Below are 26,251 nucleotides of genomic sequence, written 5' to 3' on the forward strand. Positions count from 1 at the left end.
GGGGTGCTCCGGGGACGTCGTCGTCGGCGGGGGCGGGGGCACCCGCCGATGACGACGTTAGATACCTGACGACTACTCCGTCAACGGTCGCCCGGCACGGTCCCGGTGGTCAGAGCAACCCGTGGTACGCCCCGCCGTCGAGCGGCACCGCGGCCCCCGTGAGGTAGCCCGCGTGCACCGAGCAGAGGAAGGCGACCACGGCGCCCAGCTCGGCCGGGCGGCCCAGCCGGGCCGCCGGGATCGTGGCGAGCGCGTCTGTCAGCGCGGGTGAGCCGTCCTCGCCGTAGACGGAGCGGACCCGGGCGGTCTCGTGCAGGCCCGGGAGCACGGAGTTCACCGTGACGCCGTCGGCCGCCACCTCCCGGGCCAACGTGCGGAGGAACCCGGTCGCACCCGCCCGCGCGGCGTTGGACGGCGCGAGGTTCGGGTACGGCTGCCGCACCCCCAGCGAGGTGATCGCCACGACGCGTCCCCAGCCCCGCTCCCGCATGCCCGGCACCGCGGCGCCGCACATCGCGATCACGGCCAGCAGGCTGCGCTCCACCCCGGACCGGTAGTCCTCGAGCGTGGCCGACAGCGCGGTCCCCGGCACCGGCCCGGGCCCGTTCACCACCAGGATGTCCGGGTCGCCGGCCTCGCGGACGAACTGCTCCGCGCCCTCCGGCCCGGACAGGTCCGCGACCCGCCACTCGGTCCCGCCACCCAGCGCCTGCGCCGCGGCCTCGGCGCGGCCGGCGTCCGAGCCGCAGATCGTGACCCGCGCGCCCTCCGCCACCAGCGCCGCGGCGCTCGCGTAGCCCAGCCCGGCCGTCCCGGCGGCGACGGCGGCGCGCTTGCCTTCGATGCCCAGGTCCATCAGAAGATGTCGATCTCCTCGCCGGTGTCGGCGTCGTGCACCGTCAGCGCCCCCGACGGACAGGCGCGGGCGAGGTCGAGCGCCCGCGCGTCGCCCGGTTCGGGGGCGCCGGGCACCGGCGTGGCGATCTCCTCGTCGTCGAAGCGGAAGAGGTCGGGGGCGTCGGCCACGCACTTCCCCGAGCTCATGCACACGTCGCGGTCGACGTCGATCCGGTAGCTCATGCGCCTTCCCCCAGCAGGACGGGATAGGTGCCCCAGTAGGGCCGTGCGGTGGCGGTGTCGCGCTGCGGCGGATGGTCGGGGTCGCGGCGCACCCCGGCCCTGAACATCCGCTGCACGGCGCCGGTGACCAGGCCGAACAGGTGCTCGTCCGGGTCCGTGCCCGGCCGCGCCACCACGCCCGCGGCCAGGTCCTGCCCGATGCAGACGTGCATGCCTGCGGCGAAGCTCAGCCCGAAGGGCGCCACGCCGGGCGGCGGAGTGCGGTGCGGGCGGAACTCGGCGGCGTCGGGACCGAAGAGCTCCGGGTCCCGGTTGAGGGCCTGCAGGTCGATGACGACCGTGGCGCCCTCCGGGATCACGACCCCGGAGCGCAGGGTCACGGGCGCGAGCGCGCGCCGCATGCCGGTGGGGCTGGAGGGGTTGAGCCGCACGGTCTCGTGCACCGCGCGCTGCACGAACAACGCGTCGGTCCGCGCCGCCCCGGCGTCCTCGGGATGCTCCTCGAGCCAGCCGAGGAGATGGTCGATGGTCCGCACGAAGGCGGTCGCGCTGGTGTGCGCGCCGGCGAGCAGGTAGAACGCGACCTCGCGGCGGATGACCTCCCGCGGCAGGTCGAGCTCGTCCGCGTGCCGCAACAGGGTGGTCAGGACGTCCCGCGGGACGTCGACCTCCTCGCCGGCGGCCTCGCGCGCCAGCAGGTCGTGGCGCCGGGCGGCGGAGGGGGCGAGGAACTCGGCGTCCCAGTCCTCCAGTGCCTGCGCGACGGTGGCGCGCAGCGCCTCCCGGTCCCCGGTCGCGTGGACCATCGTGGCGCCCTCGATGAAGCGGGCGTTGTAGTCGTAGAGCCGCCCGGTCTCCTCCGTGGTGCCCAGCGGCCGGTCGATCCCGGCGGTGAGCGCGGCCAGGTTGAGCATCAGCTCGTGCCCGAGGTGCACGAGGTCGACGCCGCCCGCGGCCTCGTACCGGGCCAGCGTCTCGTCGGTGACCCGCGGGAACAGCTCGCGCTCGTAGCGCTCGAACACCTCCCGGCGGAACATCCGGTTCTCCACGCGGCGCCGGTCGCGGTGCTCCTGCCCGTGCAGGTTGACCAGCACCCCGGACATGACGACCTCACCGGCGTCGTACAGCGCCTGCCGGAGGTCCTTGCTGCGGTAGGCGTCGTGCGCGTCGGCGAACGTACTCAGGACGATCGGCGTGGCGGTGGTGGTCACGGTCCCTCCTCGACGGGCCCTGGCATCTCGACGGCGGCGGCGACGCGGAGGGCGGCCACGCCGTCGGCGAAGGTGGGCAGGTCGGTGTGGTCACCCGCGGCGACGGCCCGGATCAGGGCGGCGAAGGGCGCGGTGGCGTCCCCGGTGGCGGGGACCAGCTCGCGCGGGCCGTCGTCCCCGGTGCGGGCTCCGGTCAGCCGGACGGGGAAATGGCCGGTGTGCCCGTCCGCCTCGGCCAGCAGCATCCCCGCGGAGCCGTGCACGACCATCCGGAAGCCCGCGCCGAAGCGCGCGACCCAGGAGGTGTGCACGGAGACGACCGCGCCGTCCGCGGTCCGGGCGGTGTACGCCGCACTGTCCACGCTGGTCGCCGGGATGCCGCCGGTCCACTCCGGCTCGCGGGTCGCGACGGTCCCGCGCACGTCCGTGAGCTCGCCGAACGTCCAGCGCAGGAGGTCCGTGGTGTGCAGCCCGTGCACCCGCAGCGAGCTCGCCCCGTACCGCGGGTCGGCGCACCAGCCCGAGCCCGCCACCGCCGCGGGCTGGGTGAACGTCGGGTAGAGGGCCTGGACGGACACGTTGTCGACGCGCCCGACGAACCCGTCCCGCACCAGGCGCCGCAGCTCGGCGAGCCCGGGCCGGAAGCGGGACTGCATATCGACCACCGCCGTCCGGTCCCCCACGGCGCCGAGCATCGCCTCGCCGTCGGCCACGGTCGGTGCGAGCGGGGCCTCGCAGAGCACGTGCTTCCCGGCGGCGAGCGCCGCGAGGACCATCTCGCGGTGCAGGCTCGGCCGCGTCGCGACGTCGACGAGGTCGACCTCCGGATCCGCGCAGAGCGCCTCGAATCCCACGTGCGCCCGGGTACCGAACTTCTCCGCGACGGCGTCGGCGGTCTCCCGGTGCGCGGTCGCGACCGCCACCAGCTCGACGACGCCCTCCTCCGCCAGCGCGGCGTACACGGGCAGGTGGGTGCCCTGGGCGTAGCTCGCCCCGGCCACCCCGACCCGCAGGGGCGACTGGTGTGTGATCACGCGGGCACCACCTCCAGCGCGGGCAGCACCTCGGCCCCGAACAGCTCCATCGCCTCGAGCACGGCCGCGTGGTCGGGGCCCGTCGGGTACCGGAAGATCATCAGGAAGTCGTCGACGCCGGCCTCGTCGCGGAACCGGCCGATCGTCTCCACGCACTCCTCGGGGGTGCCGAACACGAACCGGTCCCGGACGAACTCCTCCAGCGTGATCTCCGCGGACGAGCCGACGCCCGGCAGGTCGGTGATCGCTCCGTAGTCGAACAGCGTGCGCGCCATGGCGAGCGCGGTGTCGCCGAACTTCTCCAGCGCGGCCTCGCGCGACCGGTACGGCCAGCAGAACCGGATCGACGTGACGTGCGGGGTCCGCCCGGCGGCCCCGGCGGCCGCGCGGTAGTCGGCGGCCATCCCGGCCATCGTCGGCAGGGACATGAGCGCGTTGGTGATCCAGCCGTCGGCCAGCCGGCCCGCGCGGCGCAGCCCGCCCGGCGTCCAGGCGGCGAGGTGCAGCGGCACGCCCTCCGGGCGGACCGGGCGTGGGATCACCGAGACCTCGTCGAAGGAGTAGATCTCGTCCGCGAACGAGAAGCGCTCGTTCGTGTGCGCCGCCCGCAGGATCCGGACCGTCTCGTCGAACCGCTGGGCGCGGTCCTCCCAGCTCACGCCCACCGTCGAGTAGTCCACGGGCATGTACCCCACACCCAGGCCGAGCCACGCGCGCCCGCCGGAGAGCTGGTCGAGCATCGCCGAGTCCTGGGCGAGCTCCACCGGGTTGTAGAGCGGGGCGATCGCGATCGCGGTGCCCACCCGGACGCGGCGGGTGCGGGCGGCGATCGCGTAGGACAGGTGCAGCGGCGAGCCGAAGTACTCGTCGGAGTACTTGTGCTCGGTGGTGAGGGCGGCCGAGAAGCCGAGGCGGTCGGCGGCCTCGGCCTGCTCGAGGATCTCCCCCAGCACGGTGTGCGGGTCGCCGGTGACCAGGCCCTGGGTGAACAGCACTCCGACGGACATCGCGGCTCCTATGCCTGGGTGGCCCGGGTGGCCTGGGTGGAGGGGGCCCGGGGATCGAGGTGGACCAGCTCGATGCGGGTGTCGAGCATGCTCGGCATCCCGGCGTGCAGGACGGTGCCGTGCTCGGCCCGGTCCTCCGCACCACGGGCCGCGGCGCGCCCGGCGACCCGGCCGAGGGTGAGCCCGCCGCTGATGTGGATGCCGCCCAGGTCCGACACCGGGTTCAGGCCGCCGACGCAGTCCCCGGCCGCGAACAGGCCCGGGATGGCCGCGCCGAAGACGTCGAGGACCTGCATGTCCTGCGTGACGCGGAACCCGCCGCAGCAGAAGTTGATCCCCTCCACCATCGGCACGGCGCTGAACGGGCCGGTGGCACAGCGGCGTCGGCCGGGCGGGAGCACGACACGGCCGTGATCGGGATCGACGTCCGCGTCGGTGTCCAGGAAGGCGTTCCAGCGGTCGACGGTGGACCGCAGCGCGCCCGCCGGGACACCGATGAGGCCGGCCAGCTCGTCCAGCGTGGCGGCCCGCACCGGGGGCTCGGGCATCTGCCCGATCAGGCCCTCCTTCTCCCGCGCCACCACGTCGTCGACGACGTACCAGGCCCTGCGACCGGGCTGGGCGTGCAGCCGCTCCACCCGCTCCTCGTAGGGGCCGGCCTCGTCGTGGAAGCGCTCCCCCGCCTCGTTGACGGCGATCGCGTCCTCCACCACGGACGACGACACGATCACCAGCGGCGGGACGAACGTCATGTTCACCAGGTCCCCGCCCACGGCCTGGCCGAGGAGGTGACCGGTGCCGCGGCAGGTGTCGATGCCCAGGTAGGGCGCCCGCGCGACGAACTCGGGCTGGTAGCGGCGGCGCAGCTCGGGGTTGGACTGGTACCCACCGGTGGCCAGCACGACGCCCCGGCGGGCGGTGATCAGGTACTCCGTGTCCGGCGAGTGGGCGAGCACGCCGGTGACCCGGCCGTCCTCGGTCACGAGCCGGTCCGCGAGGGTCTCGTACAGCGTGGTGACCCGCTCGAAGTCCGGCCGGAAGGCGCGGCCGAGCATCCAGGTGTCCTCGACCGCCGCCATCCGGTCCACCGTGTGCTGCGTGGGCCGCGGGATGAACCGGCTGAACCGCACGCCGCGCTCGACGAGGACGCGGTAGGTCTCGGCGCTCTCCCGCGCGAACAGCCGGACCAGGTCCTCGTCCCACTGCACACCGAACCGGTCCTCGGCGGCCTCGACCATCGCCCGGGCGTCGGCGACGAAGGTCTCCTCGGAGTCGACGATCCCCTGCTCGCGCTGCATGTCAGAGTCGACGAAGGCGAGGTAGCCGGTGGACCAGACGGCGTTGCCGCCGATGTGCGGCATGGCCTCCACGGCCGCGACGTCCGCGCCCTCGGCGACGGCGGCCGAGACGGCGGCCATGCCCGCGGGCCCGGTGCCGAGCACCACGACGTCCGCCTCGACGCGGACGGGTCTGCGTACGGGTCCGGCCACGGTGCCGCCTTTCACGAGGTCCCCGGGGACCGTCCGACCCTGACGTGTGCTCCGGACGGCGTCAAGACCCTAACGACGCCACGACCCGCGTCGCCCCCTCCCCGGCCCGCCGAGCTGCACGGGCTCCCCCTGGACCGCGTACCGGTGCTAGCGTCGTTAGGACCATCACGCCGAGGTGAACCGGGGAACGCCGATGCAGACGATCACCCTCGCCGGCTACGCGGAGGTCCGCGAGGCCTACCGCCAGCACGATCTCGAGCAGGCCCTGTACGACGCGGGCGGCGTGGTGATGGCGGACAGCCTCCTCGTGCTGCACGGCGCGGACCACCGCAGGCGCCGCCGGGTGGAGAACCGGCTGTTCCGCCGCGGCACGTTCCGGTACTGGGAGCGGGCGTTCCTGCGGGACGTCGTCACCGACACCCTGGCCCCGTTCGCCGCCGCGGGCCGCGCCGACCTGCTGGAGCTCGGCTACCGCACGATCATGAACCTCACCGCGATGGTGGCCGGGCTGGACAAGCCCACCGGCAGCGTCGAGGAGGTCGACGCCGCGGTCGACGCGCTGTACCGCTTCGCGAAGAAGTTCTCCGAGGGCGCCACGATCGTCCACACCACCCGCGATCCCGGGGAGGTGCGGGCCGAGGTGGCCGCGGCGCTGGAGGAGTTCGACGCGCTCTTCCTCCAGCCGTCGATCGCGCGCCGGGAGGCCCTGCTCACCCGGTTCGCCGCCGGGGAGATCACCGAGGAGGACCTGCCCCGGGACGTGCTCACCGCGCTGCTGCGCAACCGGGACGAGCTGGGGATCGACCGGGACGTCCTGCGCCGCGAGTGCGCCTTCTACCTGCAGGCGGGGTCGCATTCGACCGCCGACGCGTTCACGCACGCCGCGGACGACTTCTTCGCCTGGGCGAAGCGGGAGCCGGCCGCGGCGGACAAGGCCCGGCACGACCCGGCGCTGCTGCAGCGCTGCGTGTACGAGACCCTGCGGCTGCACCCCGCCAGTCCCGTCGCGCAGCGCCGGGCGCTCGCCCCGATCAGCCTGCGGGGCGGGACCGACATCCCGGAGGGCTCGTTCGTGGTCCTCGACATCGCGGCGGCCAACCGGGACCCGAAGGTCTTCGACCGGCCCGAGGTCTACGACCCGCTGCGCGAGGTGCCCGCGGACGTGCCGCGGTGGGGCCACGCCTTCGGCGGCGGCATGCACGCCTGCATCGGCACCGAGCTGGCCGGCGGCGTGCCCACGCCCGAGGGACATCCGGTGAGCGAGTCCGAGCGGGTGCTCGGCACCGTCACCCTCATGCTGGAGGCCCTGCTCGCGGCGGGCGGGCGGCCGGATCCGGACGCCGCCCCGCAGCGCGACCCGCACTCGGCGCGGGACCACTTCGCGTCGTACCCGGTGGTCTTCGGGGGATGAGCGCGCGGGCGGTCGTCGAGAGGTTCCTCGCCGCGGTGGGGGCGGGCGACGCCGCGGCGGCCGCGGCCTGCTTCGCCCCGGACGCCACCTACGCGAACATGCCCCATCCACCGGTACGCGGGCCGGAGGGGGTGCGGCGGCTCCTCGCCCCGATACTCGACCGGTCCGAGTACGTGGAGTGGGAGATCGTCACGGCCAGCTACGCCGAGCACCGGGCCTGGCTGGAGCGGGTGGATCGGTTCCGCATCGACGGCCGCGAGTACGCCATCGAGTGCAACGGCGTGGTGGAGGTCGACCCGGCCACCGGGCTCATCACCGCCTTCCGGGACTACGTGGACCTGCAGGTCTGGCGGGAGCGGCTCGGGGACGTGCTGGGATGACGCTGCAGGTCGGCGTCGGGCTGTGGACCGGGCAGGGCACCGACGCCCGACGGAGCTACGGCGAGGTCGCCGAGCTCGCGGTGGCGGCCGAGCGGGCCGGCTTCGACTCCTTCTGGGTCACCGAGCACCACGGCCTGCCCGACGGCTATCTCCCCTCCCCGCTCACGGTGCTGGCCGCGCTCGCGCCCGTGACCAGCCGGATCACCCTCGGTACCGGCGTGGTCCTCGCCCCGCTGCACCATCCGCTGCGCCTCGCCGAGGACGCCGCCGTGGTCGACCTGCTCAGTGGCGGGCGGCTCGTCCTCGGGCTGGGCATCGGGTACGCCGCCCACGAGTACCGGGCGTTCGGCGTGGACCCGGCGACCCGCGGCGCGCGGCTGGAGGCCCTGGTCGGCGTGCTGCGGCAGGCGTGGACCGGCGAGCCGTTCTCCTGCCCCGTCCTCGGGCTGGACGACGTCCGCGTCACCCCGGCGTCCGGGCGTCGGATCCCGATCTGGCTCGGCGGGTACGCGGCCGCCGCCGTGGACCGGGCGGGCCGGATCGCCGACGGGCACCTCGTCGGGCGGGGCGAGCCGGCCATCGTCGACGCCGCGTCGGCGCAGCTGGGGAGCCCGCGCCCCGGGTTCACCCGGGCCGTCACCGTGGCCTGCGTGCTCGACGCCCCGGGCGGTGGCGCCGACTCGGCCCGCGCGGCCTTCGCCGTCCAGCAACGGGCCTACGAGGCGATCCAGGCCGGGCGCACGGTGTACTCCCGCTCGGTCGCCGTCGGGGCGGACGTGGACGCGTACGTGCAGGTCACCGGCGACGCCGACGCCGTCGTGGCCGGTCTGCGCGGCGTGCTCGCGGCGCTGCGCGGCTGGCCGGACGTGCACCTCGTCCTGCGGCTGCTGTTCCCCGAGCCGCTGCAGGTGCAGCGGGAGCGGCTCGCGACGTTCGGCAGGGAGATCCTGCCCCGGCTCCGGGAGGGCACGTGAGGTTCGAGGACCGGGCCGCCATCGCCGACGTGATGGCCCTGTACTGCGAGCGGGTCGACGAGTACGACATCGACGCCGTCGCCGCGCTCTTCACCCCGGACTGCGTGACGGACTACGGGCCCGGCCGCGGCGGCCTGGTCGAAGGACGGGACGCGGTCCGGGACCGGATCGCCGCCGGCCAGGCGCAGTTTCGCCGCACCCACCACCAGCTCGGGCAGAGCCGGGTCACCTTCAATCCGGCCGACCCGGACCGCGCCACCGCCGTCACCTACGTGACCGCGAGCCACGAGGAGTGGAAGGGCCGGCAGTGGCGCGCCCACCTGCGCTACGTCGACGTTCTCGCCCGCACCCCGGCCGGCTGGCGGCTGGCCGAACGCCGGGTGCACGCCGCGGTGATCGAGAACCGGCCGGAGATCGACTGGGTGTGGGTGCCGCGGCGGGAGCCGGCGTCAGGCTGAGGCCGGCTCGACGCCCGGCGCCACCGCGGTCCCGGCCGCGATCCGGCCGAAGCAGAAGGCCTCGGACAGGTTGGCGCCGTCCGCCGGGTAGAGCATCCCCACCGGCTGCCCCAGCTCCCCCGCCGCGAACAGCCCCGGGACCGGCTCGCCGTAGGGATCGAGCACGCGCCCGCCCGCGTCCCGCACCGGCCCGCCGGAGGTGTTCGAGCCGCCGGGGTAGAGCGGCACGCAGTAGTACGGCGGCTCCAGCGGGATCAGCGTCTCCGGTGCCCGGCCCAACGGGTCCTCACCGGCGGCGCACACGGCGTTGTACCCGGTCACCGCGTCGTCGAGGGACGCCGGATCGGGCATTCCGACGGCTGCGCCGGCCTCCCCCGGTGTGGTCCCCCGGCCGATCCAGCCGCGCTCGATCTCGGCGGAGTTGTCCGGGCTCCAGTCGTAGAGCCCGACCTTGCAGGCGCCGAGGTGGGTCAGGGTGAGCGGGCCCGCGGTGCGGCGCCGCTCGTCGAACAGCCAGTAGCTGGGGATGCGGCAGTACTCGGCCTGCTCGTAGTCGTAGGCGAGCATCTCGTAGTAGAAGCCGTGCAGCAGCTTCGCCTGCATCGTCTCGTCGGCGTACCGCCGGCCGTGCCGGTCGACGATCAGGTGCCCGGGCGGCGAGATGTCGATCAGGAAGTTCAGCCACCCGCCGTCGAGCGGGAAGTGGCCGATGGCCCGTCCGATCATCTGGTTCATGTGCCACAGCCCGGCCCCGGCGGCCTGCGCCATCCGCACGCCGTCGCCGGTGTTGCCCGGGTTGCCGTAGAAGTGCACCGGGTAGGCGCGCAGGTGGTCGCGCTTGAGCTCCTCGTCGAACTCGTAGCCGCCGCAGGTCAGGATCACGCCCCGGCGCGCGCGGAACTCCCCGGCCGCCGTCCGGACGCCGACGACCCGCCCCGCCTCGACGGTCAGCCGCTCGACGGGGGTCGCCCAGCGGACGTCGATCCCCCGGTCGGCCACCGCCCCCGCGACGGCGGCGAACAGCGCGTCGCCGGCACCGGCGGCGGGATCGAGCCGGAAGGCGGCCCGCCCGGGCTGGTACACACCGAGACCCGCCGCACCGGGCAGCTCCGGGTGCTCGACCGTGTTGATCCGGCTGAAGGTGAGCCCGGCCGTCTTCTCCAGCCAGGGCAGGACCTCCGTGGCGCCACGGGCCCACGCCGCCGAGACGTCCGCCGGGACCATCCCACCCGCGCAGGCGTCGAGGTAGGCGGCGGCGTCCGCGGCCGAGTCGGCCGCCATCACCAGCCCGCCGGACATCCGCGTGCTCGGGGTGTGCGCGCCCGCGCGCTGCTTCTCCAGGACGACGACGGAGGCACCGGCGTCGTGCGCGGTGATCGCCGCCGCGGCCCCTGCCCCGCCGAACCCGACGATAACCAGGTCCGTCTCCACCACGGGACCTCCCGTTCCGCAGGTGCGGCCGCATCGCCGTACACCCGCCCGCACGTACCTCGACGAATCGGAGCGGCGTTAGCCTACTGACGACCATAAGGGAGTGGCAACGGCGCGAATACCGCTCGGGGCGCGGTATCCGGAATCGGGGCGGCGTGCTGATCCCCTTGCGACGGCCGGGTACCGACGTTAGGTTCCTAGCGTCGGTCGGCAGTGACCGGGGGCACATGCTCCCGACCACCCACCACACGGCCGGTAGGTACAGGACGAGGAGGTCCGGATCATGGGCTCGATGGTCGGCGCGGCGGTGGTCCGCAAGGAGGACCCGGCCCTGCTCACCGGGCGTGGCACGTACGTCGACGACGTCCGCCTCCCCGGCACGGTGCACATGGCCTACGTGCGCTCCTACCTCGCACACGCCCGCATCCTGTCGGTCGACACCGGCGAGGCGGCTGCCATGCCCGGCGTGCTCGGCGTGTGGACGAACGCCGACCTGGTGGGCCTGCCGCCGAACCGGTCCGTGCCCGGCATGGAGCGGCCGTGCCTGGCGAAGGACCGGGTGCACTTCGTCGGGGAGTGCGTCGCGGTCGTCGTCGCGACGGACCGGTACCTCGCCGCCGACGCCGCCGAGGCGGTCCTCGTGGAGTACGAGGAGCTGCCGGTGATGGCGTCGATCGCCGCCGCGACCGCCGAGGACGCGGTGCCGATCATCGAGGGCACGGCCTCCAACGTGGTGCTGGAGCAGGTCCTCTCGGCCACGGACGCCGAGGAGGAGCTCGCCGCGGCCCCGCACCGGCTCGCGATCCACCTGCGCAACCAGCGTTGCGCCGCGGTGCCGATGGAGCCGACCGTGTGCCTGTCGGACTGGCAGAGCTCCGGCCTCACGATCTACGCCACCACCCAGACCCCGCACCACATGCGCAACGAGATGGCGCAGATGTTCGGGCTCTCCCAGCAGGAGGTCCGGGTCGTCGCGCCGGACGTCGGCGGCGGCTTCGGCGCCAAGGCCTCCTGCTACCCCGAGTTCATCCTCACCGCTGAGCTGTCGCGGCGGCTGCGGCGCCCGGTCAAGTACGTCGAGACCCGCAGCGAGAACCTCACCTCGATGGTCCACGGCCGGGCCCAGGAGCACGACGTCGAGGTCGGCTTCGACGACGAGGGCCGGCTGCTCGCCCTGCGCGTGCGGATCACCCAGGACTGCGGCGGCTGGCCCGACGCGACCGGCATCGGGCTGCCCACGCTCACCTCGTTCATGTCCGGCGGCTGCTACAAGATCCCGGTCATCGCGCCGAGCTTCCGCTCGGTCGTCACCAACACCACCCCGGTCGGCTCGTACCGCGGCGCCGGCCGGCCCGAGGCGTCGTTCATGATCGAGCGGGTGGTCGACCACGTCGCCGCCGAGCTCGGACTCGATCCGCTGGACGTGCGGCGGCGCAACTTCGTCCAGCCCGGCGAGATGCCGTTCGCCACCCAGTTCGAGGGCATCGTCTACGACGAGGCGGACTTCCCCGGCGCGCTCGACAAGGTCCTCGAGCACGTCGACTACCCGCAGCTGCGCAAGGAGCAGGCCACGCGGCGGGACGACCCGTCGGCGCCGCTGCTCGGCATCGGGTTCTCCACGTTCGTCGAGATGGGCGGCTTCGGCCCCACCCCGCTGTTCGAGCAGTTCGGCTACGTCGGCGGCTGGGAGTCGGCCAACGTCCGGCTCAACGTCGACGGGTCCGCCGTGATCAAGGTCGGCACGAGCCCGCACGGGCAGGGCCACCAGACCGCCTTCGCGCAGATCGTCGCGGACGAGCTGCAGATCGACTTCGACCGGATCACCCTGATCCACGGCGACACGGCCACCGTGCAGGAGGGCATCGGCACGATGGGCAGCCGCGGCGTGCCCGTCGGCGGGTCCGCGGTGATGAAGGCCGCGATCAAGGTGCGGGACAAGGCGGCGCGGATCGCCGCGCACATGCTCGAGGCGGACGAGTCCGACGTCGAGCTGGTCGACGGCGAGTTCCGGGTCAAGGGCGCACCCGGCAAGTCCGTGGGCATGCGCGAGGTCGCGGTGCGGGCGTTCAAGCCCCACCTGCTGCCCGACGGCTTCGACCTCGGCCTCGACGAGACGGCCTTCCACGAGCCGCAGAACCTCTCCTACCCGTCCGGCGCCCACTGCTGCGTGGTCGAGATCGACCGCGACACCGGCAAGGTCCGGATCGCCCGGTACGTCGCCGTCGACGACTGCGGCACGGTGATCAACCCGCTGATGGCCAAGGGGCAGATCCACGGCGGCGTCGCGCAGGGCATCGCCCAGGCGCTGCTCGAGGAGGTCTCCTACGGGCCGGACGGCCAGCCGCTGGCCGGCACCCTGGTCGACTACACGCTGCCCAGCGCCGTCGACCTCCCCCACTACGAGACCGACCACCTGGTCACGAGGACCAGCTTCAACCCGCTCGGCGCGAAGGGGCTCGGCGAGTCGGGGGCGACCGCCGCGCCGCAGGCCGTGGTCAACGCGGTGGTCGACGCGCTGTCCCACCTCGGCGTCCGGGACGTCGAGATGCCGTGCACCCCCCAGAAGGTCTGGCGGGTCCTCCAGCAGAACGGAAGCTGAGATGTCCCACCACAAGGTCCGGATCACGGTCAACGGCACCGCGGGCGAGGACGAGATCGAGTCCCGCCTCCTGCTGGTGCACTACCTGCGCGACACCCGCGGGCTCACCGGCACCCACGTCGGCTGCGACACCTCCAACTGCGGCGCCTGCACCGTGATGCTCGACGGGAAGACGGTGAAGTCCTGCACCGTGCTGGCGGTGGCCGCGGACGGAGCGGACGTCCTCACCGTCGAAGGCCTCGCCGGCGACGGCCGGCTGTCCCCGGTGCAGGAGGGCTTCCGGCAGTGCCACGGCCTGCAGTGCGGCTACTGCACCCCCGGCATGGTCATGGCGGCGACCGGCCTGCTGCTCGAGAACGAGTCGCCCGACGACACCGAGATCCGCGAGGGCATCGAGGGCAACCTCTGCCGCTGCACCGGCTACGACATGATCGTCGACTCCGTCCGCTGGGCGGCGGCGAACGGCGGCGCGGGCGAGGCCGCGGCGCGGCACGTCCACGGCGGCGGCGCCCTCACCCCCGACGAGGCCGGACCCGCGCCGTCGGGCTCGCAGCCCGCCCCCGTCGTCACCCCCTGACGCCCCAGCACCTGAGGAGGACCCCATGGCCGCAGTGCTGCGCGGGCTCGAGGGCAAGAATGTGCTGATCACCGGGGCGGCGAAGGGGCAGGGCTTCAGCCACGCCAAGGCCTTCGCCGACGCCGGTGCCGACATCGCCGCCCTCGACATCACCGAGCCGATCACCGACATCTACCCGCTCGCCACGGCGCAGATGCTCGACGACACCGTGCGGGCCATCGAGGAGAAGGACCGGCGGATCATCCCGCTGCCCTGCGACATCCGCGACGAGTCCCAGGTCGAGGCCGCCGTCGCGAAGGCGCTGGACTTCTTCGACGGGCGCATCGACGTCCTGGTGTGCAACGCCGGCGTCGCGGCGCTCGACTCGATCCAGGGCATGCGCTCGCACGTCCTCGACGCGGTGATCGACACGATCGTCAAGGGCCACATGTACGTGGCGAAGTACGTGGTGCCGAACATGATCGGTCGGGGTGCGGGCAAGATCGTCAACATCTCGTCGGGCGTCACCGGGTCCGGGCACGCCCAGCTCTCGCACTATGTCGCGGCCAAGCACGCCATCGAGGGCCTGACCTCTGCGTGGGCCTTCGAGCTCGCCGAGTTCGGGATCAACGTCAACTGCATCGCGCCGGCCACCATCCGGCCGGGCGAGGGCCAGGGGTCCGGCATGGTGCTCGGGCTCGCCGGCGAGGTCGACATGACGCCGGACGACGCGTACGAGATGTTCTCCGCCGCCGGCAACATGCCCGGCGCCAAGTGGCGCACCGAGGTGCAGCACATCACCGACGCGGTGCTCTTCCTCGCGTCGGACAACGCCGACCAGATCACCGGCCACGTCCTGCGCGTCGACGCGGGTCAGGGAGCCAGGTAGAACCCACCACCGCAGTCGGGGGACGCGCATGACCACCACGGAGAACCGACCGACCAAACCCGTCTTCGACCAGGACCAGGAGGCGATGCGCTGCCCGTACCCCCACTACGCGGAGCTGCGGCGCACCGCCCCGGTCTTCCACGACCCGGAGTACGACATCTACGTCGTGACCCGGCACGCGGACATCGAACGAGTCAACACCCAGCCGCGGCTGTTCTCGAGCCAGAACCCCATGGGCCCCACGGTGTCCGGCGCGATCGCCGCGATCACGCGGGCGATGACGGGCGTGACGCCGGAGTTCGCCGAGCGGGTCCGCGTGGTCATGAGCCGCGGCGACGTCCTGTTCACCCAGGACCCGCCGCACCACAGCCGGCACCGGCGGATCCTCAACAAGGCGCTCACCCCACGGTCCGTGGCGCGCATCGAGCCGCAGATCCGGCAGATGTGCCACGCCCTCGTCGACCGGTTCGCCGGCGACGGGCAGGTCGACCTCGTCCCCGCCTTCTGCTCCCCCGCCCCGATCCACGCGCTGGCGACGCTGCTCGGCGTACCGGTGGAGAACTCCGGGGACTTCCGGCGCTGGGCGGACGCGATCAACTCCACGATCGGCACCTCCATGACGGACGAGGAGCTGCTCGGCACGCTGGAGACGCAGATCGAGTTCTGGACGTTCTTCGAGAACGAGGTCGAGGACCGCCGGCAGAACCCGAAGGACGACCTGATCACCGCGGTGGTCCAGGCCCGCAACGAGGGCGACGCCCCGCTCACGCCGAACGAGATGGTCGGGTTCTTCAGCCAGCTCATCGGCGCCGGCGCGGACACCACGACCAAGCTGATCTCGTCGTTCATGCTGATGCTCTGCGAGGACCCGGCGCTGATGGCCCGGGTCCGGGAGCACCCCGAGGACCTGCCGCGCTGCCTGGAGGAGGGCCTGCGGCTGGAGTCGCCGGTGCAGGGCCTGTTCCGGGTCGCGACGGCCGACACCGAGCTCGGCGGGGTCCCGATCCCGGCCGGCGCGCACGTCTGGGTCGTCTACGCCTCGGGCAACCGGGACTCGGAGGTCTTCGACCGCCCGGACGAGTACGACGCCGACCGGGAGAAGCTCCGCTCGCACCAGGCGTTCGGGCACGGGCCGCACTCCTGCATCGGGGCGCCGCTGGCCCGGGCGGTGGCCCGGATCGGGTTCGAGGTGCTCCTCGAGCGGCTCGACGACATCGCGCTCGCCGAGCCCGGGTTCGTCCCGCGCTACGACCCCAGCTACGTGATGCACGGGATGCAGTCGCTGCCGCTCACCTTCCGGGCCCGATGAGCTCCGACCTCGCCGCCGATGTCGCCGCCGAGCTCGCGGCCCTGCGGCGGAGGGTCGACGTCCTGGAGTCCCAGGACCGGATCCGGCGGCTGCGCAACAGCTTCCACGACTTCGTCAACACGGACCGGTGGGCGGAGATCGGCAGGCTGTTCACCGAGGACGCCGAGCTCGACTACGACTACCTCGGCCGGGCCTCGGGCCGCGCGGCCGTCGGGGAGTTCTTCGCCGCGATCCCGCGGCTGCTCCCCGCCGACGCGGGGGCGCCGTTCGTGCGGCAGTTCGTGCACGGGCACTCGGTCGAGGTGGACGGGGACGCCGGGGACACGGCCACCGGCACCAGCCACCTGTTCGCCACCCCGATCTACCACGGCACGAGCTTCCTGTTCTCCGGCCGCTTCGCCGACACCTACGCCCGCGTCGACGGCGAGTGGCTCTTCGCCTCGGTGACACTGGAGATCTGGTACTCGGTCCCGCTCGCGGAGGGGTGGGCGACCGGGGAGCGGCACCGCATGTCGTTGTAGGTCCGGCCGCTCGGCGACTTCCTGTTTGGACTGCGCGCCCGCGGATACACCCGACCATGGAGTCTCGCTCACCGGCGGGTGCCGGGCGGGTCGGTCACCGGGCCGCGGCGGCGGTGCCGGCCCTGCTCGTGGCTCCGCTCCTGCTGACGGGGTGCGGCACGGTGTCCTCGGGCGCCGAGACCGTCGCCCGGGAGTTCGTCGGCGCCGCGGCGGCGGGCGACGTCCGGACCGAGTGCGGCCTGCTGGCGCCCGCGACGCGGGACACGCTGGAGCACCAGCGCGGCGGCCCGTGCGAGACGGCACTGGCCCGCGTCGCGCTGCCGGGCGGCACGGTCGTCGGCGCCGAGGAGTGGGCCGACCGGGCGCAGGTCCGGACGACCGCGGACACCCTGTTCCTCACCCGGACGTCCGGGGGCTGGCGCGTCGCCGCCGCCGGCTGCGTCCCCCGCGGCGAGGCGCCCTACGTCTGCACCCTGGAGGGACCATGAGCGGCACCCGGGCGCTCTTCCTGGCCTACCTCCTGATCATCGGCCTCGGCCTGGCCTGGTTCATGGCCGCGGGGGTGCTCCACCGATGAGGCGCTTCCTCCGGGAGAACGCGCTGAGCCTCGCGTTCGGCGTCGGCTTCCTGCTCGTGCTCTGCGGGCAGGCCGTCGCCGGGTACGCGGACTTCATTCAGCAGCAGCTGACCTCGGGCGGTGAGGACCCCGGCTTCTGGACGTACGTGACGTCGTCGAGCTTCGGGGTGGACGTCGCCGAGAACTGGCAGTCCGAGTACCTGCAGTTCTTCCTCTACACGATCGCGACGGTGTGGCTGCTGCAGCGCGGCTCGCCGGAGTCGAAGCCGCTCGGGGACGCGGGCCGCGAGTCCGATCAGGAGCAGGCCGTGGGCCGGTACGCCCGGGGCGACTCGCCGCCGGCGGCCGCGGCGGGTGGCCTGCGCACCAGGGTGTACTCCCGCTCGCTCGGCCTGGTCGTCGGGCTCGTGTTCCTGGCCTCGTGGACCGCGCAGACCGTCGCGGGGTGGGCCGCGTTCAACGCCGAGCAGCTCGCGGACCGTCAGGACACCGTGTCCTGGGCCGGTTACCTGGCCGAGCCGGACTTCTGGAACCGCACGCTGCAGAACTGGCAGTCCGAGCTGCTGGCCGTCGGGTCGTTCGCCGTGCTGGCGGTCTTCCTGCGCGAGCGCGGGTCACCGGAGTCGAAACCGGTGGGCGCGCCGCACGACGCCACCGCCGACACCGGCTGAGCGGTCCTCCTCCCTCACACGGTCCCGCGGAGCAGGTGCCAGGCCCGCGCGGCCACGTGCAGGTTGAGCCGCGTGTCCACGGCGCCCAGGTCGAGCCCGCTGATCTCCCTGATCCGCCGCAGCCGGTAGCGCAGCGTGCTCCGGTGGATCAGGAGCGCGCGGGCTGTGGCGTCGTAGTTGCCGCCCTGCTCGAGGTACTGCCACACGGTGCGCACCAGCTCGGCGCCGTTCGTCGAGTCGTAGTCGAGGAGGGGACCGAGCCACTCCCGGACGTACCCGCGGACCTCGCCGTCGTCGCCGTCGACGGTGAGGACGCGGTAGATGCCGAGGTCCTCGTACCGGGTCACCCCGCTGGGCTGGCCGGAGCCGAGGCGCACGGTGAGCGCCCGCTGCGCCTCCAGGAAGGAGCGGGCGAGTCCGGCCGGGTCGCGGCAGACCGCGCCGACGCCGATCGCGCCCGCGCCGCTCCCGGCGCCGGCGGGCAGCCGGTCGGTCACGGCCCGGTACAGCTCCTGCCACGGGCAGCTCCCGTTCGGCTCCTCGGGCTCGGGCGCCACCAGGACGAGGCCGTCCGGACGCCGGGTGAGCAGGGCCGTCCCGCCGAGGGCGGCCCGGGTGGCCTGCTCCACGGCGCCGACCAGGCCCTCCTCCGCCGGCCAGCGCAGCACCAGCACCCGGTGCGGGCTGGTGAGGTCGTGCCCGAGCGCTTCGGCCCGGGCGCGGGCACCGGCGTCGTCGGTACCGGTGAGCAGGTCGTCGACGAGGTCGCGGCGCAGCCGCAGCTCGGTCTCGACCAGGTTCCGCTGGTGGCTGAGCTCGACGGTCAGCATGAGGGCGCCGTGCTGCAGGACGAAGGTCTCGTACTCCCCCGCGTCGCAGCCGGGGTCGACGAGCGCGAGCACGCCCAGCACCTCCTCGCGCGGCCGGGCCACGGCCACCAGACGGTCGCGGTCGCGCACCGGGACGGGGCTGCGGCAGGCCGCGTCGAGCAGGGCGGCGCGCCGCCGCCGCTCGACCCGGCAGGGCTGTTCGGGACGCCCCGCCCCGGCCCAGGCCCGCAGCCCGCCGACGGCGTCCTCGACGGCCACGGGCAGGCCGGTCAGACGGTGCACCTCGGCCGCGATGCCCGCCTCCCCCGACTCCGCGGCCACCGCGGCGGCCAGCCGCTCCTGGGCGTCCCGGCGCCGGCGCAGGTCGGTGACGGCGGCGGTGAGCCCGGCGTTCGCCTCCGCCAACGACGCGTTGGTCCGGCGCATCTCCTGGGCCGCGGCGTGCTCGCGGCCGCGCAGCCGGGCGGTACCGAGCGCCAGGTTCGTCTGCTGGACGAGGATCCGCAGCACGTCGAGGTGCTCCCGGGGCGGCATGTCGTCGCACGCCACCACGAGGTGCCCCTCGTGGGCGTCCAGGGCGCGCAACGCGAACGCCCTGGCCCAGCCGGTGCCCGCCTGAGCGGCGACGTCGCCGTCGGCGTCGCCGAGCTCGGCCAGGCGCGCCGCCAGGTCCGGCCGGTCGACGCGGCGCCCGTCCGGGGAGCGGGCGCCACCGCGGCCCTCGTCGAGCAGCGTGGCGACCGGGCTGCAGGAGGTCAGCGCGGCGACCGCGGCCATGGCGCGGTCGAGGATCTCGTCCCCGTCGAGCAGCTCCGTCAGGGCGGAGGAGAGTGCGATCAGCCGCCGCAGGTTCTCGTTCTCCCGGCGCAGCGCCCGGTCGGTAGCGCAGCACGGCATCTGGCGCCTCCTCACCACGGCAGCCGGTGCGCCTACCCGCACGCGGGCGGATCATGCGCGGATCGGGGGGCGGGATCCCGCCCCGTCTCGCCGGGCCCAGGCCGCGCCCGCGGTTTGGCGTCGCGGGGCCGGTGCCCCGCCGGGGCCGCCGGAGCGACCCTTGTCGTGTGCGGCCGCCCCGGCCGCCGGCCCCGGTAGGAGGTGGTGTCCGTCGAGATGCTCGCCAGGCAGCCAGGTAGGCGCCGGTCGGTCGAGACGCCCTTCGACCGGCCGGCGCCTCTGTGTGCGGGCGGCGTCAGCGCGGCACGAACCGCACCGGCATCCGGCGGGGCCCGGCGATGAAGGTCGAGCGCTGCCATTCCACGGGACCGGCCGGCTCGAGCCCGGGCAGCGCGAGGATCTCGCGGAGCATCGCGTCGATCTCCATCCGGCCGACGTGCGCGCCGAGGCAGAAGTGCGGGCCGCCGCCGAACGCGAGGTGGTCGTTGGGGGTGCGGCGCAGGTCCAGCCGCTCCGGGTCGGGGAACCGGGCCGGGTCCCGGTTGGCGGCCCCGTAGTACAGGACGACCTTGTCGCCGGCCGCGATCTCCCGCCCGCCGAGCACCGTGTCGCGGGTGGCCCGCCGGCGCATGTGGACGACCGGGCTCACCCAGCGCAGCAGCTCCTCGACGGCGGTGGGCAGCAGCCCGTCGGGATCGGCGCGCAGCTCGGCGAGCTGGTCGGGGTGCGCGAACAGCGCCTCCATCCCGCCCGCGACGAGGTTGCGGGTGGTGTCCCCGCCCGCGTCGATCAGCAGCAGGAAGTACAGGGCGAAGTCCAGCTCGTCGAGCGGGCGGTCGCCGGCCGAGGCGTGCACGATCCGGCTCGCCAGGTCGTCCCCGGGGTGGGCGCGCTTGCGCTCCCACAGCGCGTGGGCGTGCGCGAACATCTGCTCGACGGCCTCGGCGCCGGTCGGGCCGGCCCGCTCCTCGTCCGGGCTCGCATGGATCGCCTCGGTGAGGTCGTAGAGCGCCACGCCCTCGGCGTGCGGGATGTCCAGCAGCTCGGCGATCACGTACGACGGCATCAGCCCGGCGAGGTCGGTGACGAGGTCGCACTCGCCGCGCCCCTCGACCGCGCCGACGATCTCCCGGGCCAGCTCGCGGATCCGGGGCCGCAGCAGGCGGGCGGCCCGCGGCACGAAGTCCCCTGCGGCGATCCGCCGCAGCCGGGTGTGGTCGGCGCCGTCGGCCATCAGCATCATCTTGTGCACGCCGTCGCCCGGCTCGAGCGGGTCCGCGATCATGATCGTCGGCTCCGAGGAGAACGTCTCGGCGTCCCGGCCCACCGCCCGGACGTCGGCGTAGCGGGTCAGCGCCCAGAAGCCCGGACCGTCCGGTTCGGCGTGGCGGTGGACCGGGTCGTGCTCGCGCAGCCAGCGGTACTGCCGGTGGGGGTGGCCGCCGGCGAACGCGGCGGGATCGAGCAGGTCCACGAGGGGTGACGTCGTCGGCACGTGATCGACGGTATCCGGCCGGGCGCGCCGGGTGAAGGCTCTTTGATACAGGTGTTTGACCGCGCCGCGCACCGGCTCATAACGTCCGGGGCGGGCACGCCGCGACGGGGCGGCGTGGGAAGGCGGTCCGCGTGATCACGACGTTCGACGACTATCCGCTCCACCAGACGGCCGAGCCGGTCGCGGTCCCCGGCACGGGCGACCGGAACTACTACGACCGGTACTTCTTCAACGGCTACGACCCCGACGGCGGCTTCTTCTTCGCCCTCGCGCTCGGCCTCTACCCGAACCGGCGCGTGGTCGACGCGTCGTTCAGCGTGCTCCACGAGGGGGTGCAGCGCTCGGTCCACTCGTCGGCCCGCGCCCCGCTCGACCGGGCCGCGGCCACGGCGGTCGGACCGATCACGGTCGAGGTGGTCGAGCCGCTGCGGGTGCTGCGGGTCCGCGTCGACGCCCCGGACCAGGCGCTCGCCGCCGACCTCGTGTTCCGGGCCCGCACGCCCGCCGTCGAGGAGCCGCGGATCATCCGGCACACCGGAGTGACCCCGACGATGGACTACACCCGGCTGACCCAGTGGGGCACGTGGGAGGGCCGGTTCCGCAGCGGCGACGCCGAGCTGACCTGCAGCGGCGCGCCCGGGACGCGCGACCGGTCGTGGGGCGTACGGGCGGTCGGCGAGCCGGCCGGCGGGGCGCCGCCCGCCGAACCGCCCCAGTTCTTCTGGGTGTGGGCGCCGCTGCACTTCGACGACCACTGCACGCACCTCGCACTGGTCGACGACGCCGAGGGCCGGCACGTCTACGAGAGCGCCTGCGTGGTGCCGCTGCGGCCCGGGGCCGACGAGTCGACCCCGCTCGAGCACGCCCGGACCGCCGACGTCGAGATCGAGTGGGAGCCCGGCGCCCGGCTCGCCCGGGCCGCGACGCTGCGGACCGCGGGCTGGGACGGCAAGGAGCGGACCACCCGCGTCACCCCGCTGCTCACCTTCCGGATGCGCGGCATCGGCTACTTCCACCCCGCCTGGGCCCACGGCGTGTGGCACGGCGAGCAGGAGACCGGCGGCTCCGAGTGGCGCACCGCCGACCTCGACCCGGCCGCGCCGGAGAACGTGCACGTCCAGCAGCTGGTCCGGGTGGAGAGCGACGGCCGCAGCGGGATCGGGGTGTTCGAGCACCTCGCCATCGGGCCGCACCGGCCGTCGGGCTTCACCGGCGCCTTCGACGCGCCGGCCGCGCGGTGAGCACCGCGGAGCTGCCCGCCCCCGTCGCCGATCCCGCGGCCGTCACGCCCGAGTGGCTGACGGGCGCGCTCGGAGGCCCGGCCCGGGTCACCACGGTGCGGGCGGAACGGATCGGGACCGGCCTGGTCGGGCAGAGCGTCCGGTTCCATCTCACCTGGGACACGCCCGGCGCCGGACCGGCGACGGTCGTCGGGAAGTTCCCGTCGCCCGACCCGAAGAGCCGGGAACGCGGCCGCGCCGGCGGGGAGTACCGGCGCGAGGTGCGCTTCTACCAGCGCCTCGCCGCGGGCGCCGGGCTCCGGCTGCCGGGCTGCCGGCTCGCCTCGTACGACGAGGCGACCGGCGACTTCACGCTGCTGCTCGACGACCTGGCCCCGGCCCGGCAGGGCGACCAGCTCGCCGGCTGCACACCGGACGAGGCGGCCGCGGTGCTGGCCGAGGCGGCCCGGCTGCACGCGGCGTACTGGGCCGACCCACGGCTCGACGCCGAGGACTGGCTGCGCCGCCCCCACCCCGAGCGGGAGGCGACGGGTGCGCTGCTCACCCGGCTGTGGCCCGGTTTCCAGGCCGAGTACGGCCCGGACCTGCCGGCGGGCGGCGCGGAGCTCGGTGCCCGCTTCGTCGAGACCCTGCCGGTCTGGGCCGAACGGGACACCGCCCCGCGCTGCCTCGCCCACGGGGACCTGCGCGTCGACAACGTCCTGTTCGGAGCCGGGAGGCCGGTGGTCGTCGACTGGCAGACGGTGGGACAGGCGAGCGCGGCGAGCGACGTGGCCTACCTGCTCGGCGCGAGCCTCACCGTCGCCGACCGGCGCGCCCACGAGGACGCCCTGTTGGCCGGCTACCACCGCGCGCTGACCGCGCACGGGGTGCAGGACTACCCGCTCGCACGGCTGCGCGAGGACCACCGCCGGGCCGCCCTCTGCGGCGTCGGCATGACGATCGGGGCGTCGATGCTCGTCGGCGTGGACGACCGCGGCCGTCGGATGTTCGCGACGATGGCCGAGCGGCACCTCACCCACGCCCTGGACCTGGGGGCGGAGGAGTACCTGGGCTGAGCGGGCAGATCCGACCAGGCGCCGAGCTCCGCTCGGGGGTGGGCGACCGACGGACAGCGGCACGACACGTCCGACCGGCGTAGGCAGATGTACGTACGGTCCTCGCCGGACGCCGGGGCTAGCGTTGTGCGCCGAGCTACCTGCGGCGGCTCGACGGATCCCGGGACCGTCCGCACGCGCTGCAACGGCGATGGCGGGCCGACGACCCACGCCCGAGCGGGTCACCTCGTCGGTCCGTGCGCCGCGGTCGCGGCGGCCGCCCCACCGCGGTGCTCCGGAAGCTCGACGTCACCGACCGGTATCAGGCGAAAACGGGTTCGCCTCCCACCGGGAGACGGGCTCCGACCGGAAGGACCGCGACATGGACGTCACGAGAACGAGCCGGTACGAGCGGTACGACGGTGGCTCCCCGGCGGCCGAGATCCCGATCTTCGAGGCGATGGCCCGGGAGATCATGCGGGTCCAGGAGCGGAACAGGCGCCGGGCCGGCCTCCGGTCGGTCCGCCGGGCCTTCCACGCCCGGCCGCTCCTGGGTGTCGAGGACGCCCGCCTGGAGATCGGGCCGGCTCTCGACCCCGACCTCCGGCAGGGGTGCTTCGTCCCGGGCGCCACGCTGCCGGTCACGGTGAGGCTCTCCGCCGCGAGCGGGATGCCGCGCCCCGACACCGAACCGGATCTGTACGGCCTGGCCGCCCGGGTGCACGCGGACGGGGTGAGCCACGACCTGCTCATGACCAACTTCGAGGTCTCGCCTGCGGCGAATGCGCGCGAGTTCGTGGCGATGGCCGTCGCAACGGCCGGCCGGACCTCCCGGACCGGGAAGCTCGTCGGGCTCCTCACGAGGCTGCCGCTGCGGGTCGGACCGCGGGCGACGCTGCGCATCGTGCGGAACCTCGCGAGATCGGCCAGGACGGTGGACAGCCTCGCGGAGGAGACGTACTGGTCGCGCGGGGCGATCCTCTGGGGCTCCGCCGGCCCGGTCCGGTACCGGCTCCGACCGCTCGCCACCCCCGCTGCGGCGAAGGTCGACGGTGCGAGCCGGCTGCGAGGAGACCTCGCCCGACGGCTGAGCGCCGGCGAGGTGGTCTTCGCGTTCGAGGTGCAGCGGTTCGTCTCGGGGCGACGGACCCCGGTCGAGGACACGGCGAAGCGCTGGGACGCACCGTGGGAACCGGTCGCGAGGCTCGTGCTGCCGCAGCGGGAGTGCGCGAGCGCGGAGTCGGTGCTCGCCGAGCACCGCGTCGAACGTCTCGCCTTCAACCCGTGGAACACCACGGACGACTTCCGCCCCCTCGGGAACCTCAACCGGGCTCGCCGGGCGGCGTACGAGGCGAGCAGCGCCTGTCGCTCGGCGGAGCGGTACCCCGAGGACGAGCCCCGCAGGCAGGTCCTCGCCGCCGCGGCGGCGGGCACGGTGTTCCGCGTGGTGGACCGGGTCCGTCCGTGGCACACGCTTCCGACGCCGCTCGCGCTGCTGAACCTCTCCCTCATGCGGCGGCGGTTGCGGCAGCACAACCTGATCGATCCGGCGCGGCCGGACTCGGTGGAGGTGCGGTCGCCGGCGACCCCGTCCGCGGAGGCCCGTACGGCGCGGACCTACACCGGGCGGGACAACGACCTGTCCGAGCCCGCGATGGGTTCGGTGGGCACGGCCTTCGGCCGGAACATGGCGAACGGGCCGACGGTGCTCGGATCGCCCGACCCGATCTCGGTGGCCGACCGGCTGATGACGCGCGGACGATTCATCCCCGCACCGTCGCTGAACGTCCTCGCCGCCGCGTGGATCCAGTTCCAGGTCCACGACTGGGTCAACCACCGGCGGAAGCCCCTCGCGGACGATCCGATCAGGCTTCCCCTTCCTGCCGGCCGCCCGTGGCGGAACCGCCCGGGAGAGGGTCCCCTCGACCGCGAGATGCTGATCGCCCGGGACGCGGACGCCGGCATCAACGCCACCTCGCACTGGTGGGACGGCTCGGAGGTCTACGGCGCGGACGCGGAGCGCGCCCGCGAGCTGCGGGAGGACAAGGGCGCGGGTGCGCGCCTGGTCCTCGACGGGGGCCACCTGCCGCTCGATCGCGGCCTCCCGCTGACCGGCTTCTCGGACAGCTGGTGGCTCGGGCTCAGCATCGTGCAGACGCTCTTCGCCCGTGAGCACAACGCCGTGTGCGACGCGCTCGAACAGGAGTATCCCGGCCTCGGGCCCGAGCGCACGTACCAGACCGCCCGCCTGGTGGTGTCCGCGCTCATCGCCAAGATCCACACGGTGGAGTGGACCCCGGCCGTCCTCGCGACCGACGTGATCGACCAGGCGCTGAACGTGAACTGGCGGGGTGCACAGGATCGCCTGCTCACCCGGTTCGGACTGCGGCTGCTCGATCCCGGCGCGGTCCACGGCATCCCCGGCTCGTCGCCCGGGCACGACGGGGTGCCGTTCGCGCTCACGGAGGAGTTCGTCACCGTCTATCGCATGCACCCCCTCATCCCGGACGACTACGTGTTCCTCGACCACGCGTCCGGCCGGGAGCGGGAACGCACGGAGTTCCTCGACATCCAGGGGCTCGGTGCCGAGAAGGTCCACCGCCGGATCGGCCTGCCGGACGCGGTGTTCTCCTTCGGCAGCGCGAACCCGGGAGCGGTCTCCCTGCACAACTTCCCGAACGCGCTCCGGTCGTTCGAGCGGGACGGGGAGATGGTGGATCTCGCGGTGGTCGACATCCTCCGCACCCGGACCCGCGGGGTTCCCCGGTACAACGAGTTCCGCGCCGCCCTGCACATGCCTCCGGTGCGCAGCTTCGCCGAGCTGACGGACGACCCGTCGACCCGGGCCACGCTCGCCGAGCTGTACGGCGAGGTGGACCGGGTGGACACCGTCGTCGGGCTGCTGGCCGAGCAGCCCCCGGCCGGCTTCGGCTTCAGCGACACCGCGTTCCGCATCTTCCTCCTCATGGCGTCCCGACGGCTCCGGAGCGACCGCTTCCTCACGGTGGACTACCGGCCCGAGGTCTACACCGAGCTCGGTCTGGACTGGGTGGAGCGGGGCGGTATGGCCGAGGTGCTCCGGCGCCACTGTCCGGAGCTGACCGGCGTCGTTCCGGAGGGCAGATCGGTGTTCGTCCCGTGGTCCTGAGCACG

The 26,251-nt window shown here is 74.1% G+C and carries 23 protein-coding genes; 14 read left to right on the forward strand and 9 right to left on the reverse strand.

Going from position 1 to position 26,251, the window contains the following annotated elements; all coding sequences use genetic code 11:
• Positions 1-109: 109 nt before the first annotated feature.
• The 6 genes from ACQP04_RS19835 to ACQP04_RS19860 are packed head-to-tail and all read right to left on the reverse strand — an operon-like array spanning position 110 to position 5,822.
• Positions 110-856, reverse strand: coding sequence for an SDR family oxidoreductase (locus ACQP04_RS19835; RefSeq protein ID WP_433502054.1), 747 nt, complete (start codon positions 854-856; stop codon positions 110-112).
• Positions 856-1,080: a ferredoxin gene (locus tag ACQP04_RS19840; protein ID WP_433502055.1), complete on the reverse strand. Its 225-nt coding sequence runs from the start codon at positions 1,078-1,080 to the stop codon at positions 856-858. Before ACQP04_RS19840 ends, ACQP04_RS19835 begins: the two co-directional genes overlap by 1 nt.
• The gene (locus ACQP04_RS19845; RefSeq protein ID WP_433502056.1) at positions 1,077-2,291 is read right to left on the reverse strand and encodes a cytochrome P450; all 1,215 of its coding nucleotides are present in this window, start codon (positions 2,289-2,291) and stop codon (positions 1,077-1,079) included. Before ACQP04_RS19845 ends, ACQP04_RS19840 begins: the two co-directional genes overlap by 4 nt.
• Complete coding sequence (locus ACQP04_RS19850) at positions 2,288-3,325, reverse strand: Gfo/Idh/MocA family protein (RefSeq protein WP_433502057.1); 1,038 nt, start codon at positions 3,323-3,325, stop codon at positions 2,288-2,290. Before ACQP04_RS19850 ends, ACQP04_RS19845 begins: the two co-directional genes overlap by 4 nt.
• Entirely contained in the window at positions 3,322-4,332 is a 1,011-nt protein-coding gene (locus ACQP04_RS19855; protein ID WP_433502058.1) for an LLM class flavin-dependent oxidoreductase, read from the reverse strand. Before ACQP04_RS19855 ends, ACQP04_RS19850 begins: the two co-directional genes overlap by 4 nt.
• Positions 4,333-4,340: 8 nt before the next feature.
• Entirely contained in the window at positions 4,341-5,822 is a 1,482-nt protein-coding gene (locus tag ACQP04_RS19860) for an FAD-dependent oxidoreductase (RefSeq protein WP_433502059.1), read from the reverse strand.
• A 193-nt stretch (positions 5,823-6,015) separates the two neighbouring features.
• On the opposite strand from ACQP04_RS19860, the gene ACQP04_RS19865 reads away from it, so the two are divergent.
• The 4 genes from ACQP04_RS19865 to ACQP04_RS19880 are packed head-to-tail and all read left to right on the forward strand — an operon-like array spanning position 6,016 to position 9,045.
• Complete coding sequence (locus tag ACQP04_RS19865) at positions 6,016-7,233, forward strand: cytochrome P450 (protein ID WP_433502060.1); 1,218 nt, start codon at positions 6,016-6,018, stop codon at positions 7,231-7,233.
• On the forward strand, positions 7,230-7,613 hold the full coding sequence (locus ACQP04_RS19870; protein ID WP_433502061.1) for a nuclear transport factor 2 family protein: 384 nt from the start codon (positions 7,230-7,232) through the stop codon (positions 7,611-7,613). The genes ACQP04_RS19865 and ACQP04_RS19870 overlap by 4 nt, the downstream gene beginning before the upstream one ends.
• Positions 7,610-8,587: an LLM class flavin-dependent oxidoreductase gene (locus ACQP04_RS19875; protein WP_433502062.1), complete on the forward strand. Its 978-nt coding sequence runs from the start codon at positions 7,610-7,612 to the stop codon at positions 8,585-8,587. Before ACQP04_RS19870 ends, ACQP04_RS19875 begins: the two co-directional genes overlap by 4 nt.
• Positions 8,584-9,045, forward strand: coding sequence for a nuclear transport factor 2 family protein (locus ACQP04_RS19880; protein ID WP_433502063.1), 462 nt, complete (start codon positions 8,584-8,586; stop codon positions 9,043-9,045). The genes ACQP04_RS19875 and ACQP04_RS19880 overlap by 4 nt, the downstream gene beginning before the upstream one ends.
• On the opposite strand, the gene ACQP04_RS19885 is transcribed toward ACQP04_RS19880, so the two are convergent.
• Complete coding sequence (locus ACQP04_RS19885) at positions 9,037-10,479, reverse strand: FAD-dependent oxidoreductase (protein WP_433502064.1); 1,443 nt, start codon at positions 10,477-10,479, stop codon at positions 9,037-9,039. The genes ACQP04_RS19880 and ACQP04_RS19885 overlap by 9 nt on opposite strands.
• A gap of 280 nt (positions 10,480-10,759) precedes the next feature.
• Here ACQP04_RS19885 and ACQP04_RS19890 point away from each other — a divergent pair, with 280 nt between their 5' ends.
• From ACQP04_RS19890 to ACQP04_RS19920, 7 genes are all read left to right on the forward strand, one after another.
• Positions 10,760-13,075, forward strand: coding sequence for a xanthine dehydrogenase family protein molybdopterin-binding subunit (locus ACQP04_RS19890; RefSeq protein ID WP_433502065.1), 2,316 nt, complete (start codon positions 10,760-10,762; stop codon positions 13,073-13,075).
• A gap of 1 nt (position 13,076) precedes the next feature.
• The gene (locus ACQP04_RS19895; protein WP_433502066.1) at positions 13,077-13,652 is read left to right on the forward strand and encodes a (2Fe-2S)-binding protein; all 576 of its coding nucleotides are present in this window, start codon (positions 13,077-13,079) and stop codon (positions 13,650-13,652) included.
• Positions 13,653-13,677: 25 nt separating this feature from the next.
• A complete protein-coding gene (locus ACQP04_RS19900) occupies positions 13,678-14,520 on the forward strand; it encodes an SDR family NAD(P)-dependent oxidoreductase (RefSeq protein WP_433502067.1) in 843 nt (280 codons plus the stop codon).
• 28 nt (positions 14,521-14,548) lie between these two features.
• Positions 14,549-15,829: a cytochrome P450 gene (locus ACQP04_RS19905; protein WP_433502068.1), complete on the forward strand. Its 1,281-nt coding sequence runs from the start codon at positions 14,549-14,551 to the stop codon at positions 15,827-15,829.
• Entirely contained in the window at positions 15,826-16,350 is a 525-nt protein-coding gene (locus tag ACQP04_RS19910) for a nuclear transport factor 2 family protein (RefSeq protein ID WP_433502069.1), read from the forward strand. Before ACQP04_RS19905 ends, ACQP04_RS19910 begins: the two co-directional genes overlap by 4 nt.
• A gap of 56 nt (positions 16,351-16,406) precedes the next feature.
• Positions 16,407-16,838 (forward strand): hypothetical protein, encoded by a 432-nt coding sequence (locus tag ACQP04_RS19915; protein ID WP_433502070.1) that lies wholly within the window; start codon positions 16,407-16,409, stop codon positions 16,836-16,838.
• 85 nt (positions 16,839-16,923) lie between these two features.
• Positions 16,924-17,598, forward strand: coding sequence for a DUF6766 family protein (locus ACQP04_RS19920; RefSeq protein WP_433502071.1), 675 nt, complete (start codon positions 16,924-16,926; stop codon positions 17,596-17,598).
• 14 nt (positions 17,599-17,612) lie between these two features.
• Here ACQP04_RS19920 and ACQP04_RS19925 read toward each other — a convergent pair whose 3' ends face one another.
• Positions 17,613-19,325, reverse strand: a complete 1,713-nt coding sequence (locus ACQP04_RS19925; RefSeq protein ID WP_433502072.1) for a helix-turn-helix domain-containing protein — start codon at positions 19,323-19,325, stop codon at positions 17,613-17,615.
• 295 nt (positions 19,326-19,620) lie between these two features.
• Complete coding sequence (locus ACQP04_RS19930; protein ID WP_433502073.1) at positions 19,621-20,820, reverse strand: cytochrome P450; 1,200 nt, start codon at positions 20,818-20,820, stop codon at positions 19,621-19,623.
• A 131-nt stretch (positions 20,821-20,951) separates the two neighbouring features.
• Here ACQP04_RS19930 and ACQP04_RS19935 point away from each other — a divergent pair, with 131 nt between their 5' ends.
• The 3 genes from ACQP04_RS19935 to ACQP04_RS19945 all read left to right on the forward strand — a co-directional run bounded on the left by ACQP04_RS19935 (position 20,952) and on the right by ACQP04_RS19945 (position 26,246).
• A complete protein-coding gene (locus ACQP04_RS19935; protein WP_433502074.1) occupies positions 20,952-22,061 on the forward strand; it encodes a hypothetical protein in 1,110 nt (369 codons plus the stop codon).
• Positions 22,058-23,119, forward strand: coding sequence for an aminoglycoside phosphotransferase family protein (locus ACQP04_RS19940; protein WP_433502075.1), 1,062 nt, complete (start codon positions 22,058-22,060; stop codon positions 23,117-23,119). The genes ACQP04_RS19935 and ACQP04_RS19940 overlap by 4 nt, the downstream gene beginning before the upstream one ends.
• 361 nt (positions 23,120-23,480) lie before the next feature.
• Entirely contained in the window at positions 23,481-26,246 is a 2,766-nt protein-coding gene (locus ACQP04_RS19945; protein ID WP_433502076.1) for a peroxidase family protein, read from the forward strand.
• Positions 26,247-26,251 lie beyond the last annotated feature (5 nt).

Origin of the sequence: Pseudonocardia halophobica (assembly GCF_050948485.1) — a bacterium.
GTDB classification, from domain to species: domain Bacteria; phylum Actinomycetota; class Actinomycetes; order Mycobacteriales; family Pseudonocardiaceae; genus Pseudonocardia; species Pseudonocardia halophobica.

Excerpts from the sequence above, each read along its gene's own strand:
- ACQP04_RS19835 (WP_433502054.1), bottom strand. The coding sequence starts at position 856 with ATGGACCTGGGCATCGAAGGCAAGCGCGCCGCCGTCGCCGCCGGGACG.
- ACQP04_RS19840 (WP_433502055.1), bottom strand. The coding sequence starts at position 1,080 with ATGAGCTACCGGATCGACGTCGACCGCGACGTGTGCATGAGCTCGGGG.
- ACQP04_RS19855 (WP_433502058.1), bottom strand. The coding sequence starts at position 4,332 with ATGTCCGTCGGAGTGCTGTTCACCCAGGGCCTGGTCACCGGCGACCCG.
- ACQP04_RS19865 (WP_433502060.1), top strand. The coding sequence starts at position 6,016 with ATGCAGACGATCACCCTCGCCGGCTACGCGGAGGTCCGCGAGGCCTAC.
- ACQP04_RS19870 (WP_433502061.1), top strand. The coding sequence starts at position 7,230 with ATGAGCGCGCGGGCGGTCGTCGAGAGGTTCCTCGCCGCGGTGGGGGCG.
- ACQP04_RS19875 (WP_433502062.1), top strand. The coding sequence starts at position 7,610 with ATGACGCTGCAGGTCGGCGTCGGGCTGTGGACCGGGCAGGGCACCGAC.
- ACQP04_RS19890 (WP_433502065.1), top strand. The coding sequence starts at position 10,760 with ATGGGCTCGATGGTCGGCGCGGCGGTGGTCCGCAAGGAGGACCCGGCC.
- ACQP04_RS19895 (WP_433502066.1), top strand. The coding sequence starts at position 13,077 with ATGTCCCACCACAAGGTCCGGATCACGGTCAACGGCACCGCGGGCGAG.
- ACQP04_RS19900 (WP_433502067.1), top strand. The coding sequence starts at position 13,678 with ATGGCCGCAGTGCTGCGCGGGCTCGAGGGCAAGAATGTGCTGATCACC.
- ACQP04_RS19905 (WP_433502068.1), top strand. The coding sequence starts at position 14,549 with ATGACCACCACGGAGAACCGACCGACCAAACCCGTCTTCGACCAGGAC.
- ACQP04_RS19910 (WP_433502069.1), top strand. The coding sequence starts at position 15,826 with ATGAGCTCCGACCTCGCCGCCGATGTCGCCGCCGAGCTCGCGGCCCTG.
- ACQP04_RS19915 (WP_433502070.1), top strand. The coding sequence starts at position 16,407 with ATGGAGTCTCGCTCACCGGCGGGTGCCGGGCGGGTCGGTCACCGGGCC.
- ACQP04_RS19920 (WP_433502071.1), top strand. The coding sequence starts at position 16,924 with ATGAGGCGCTTCCTCCGGGAGAACGCGCTGAGCCTCGCGTTCGGCGTC.
- ACQP04_RS19925 (WP_433502072.1), bottom strand. The coding sequence starts at position 19,325 with ATGCCGTGCTGCGCTACCGACCGGGCGCTGCGCCGGGAGAACGAGAAC.
- ACQP04_RS19945 (WP_433502076.1), top strand. The coding sequence starts at position 23,481 with ATGGACGTCACGAGAACGAGCCGGTACGAGCGGTACGACGGTGGCTCC.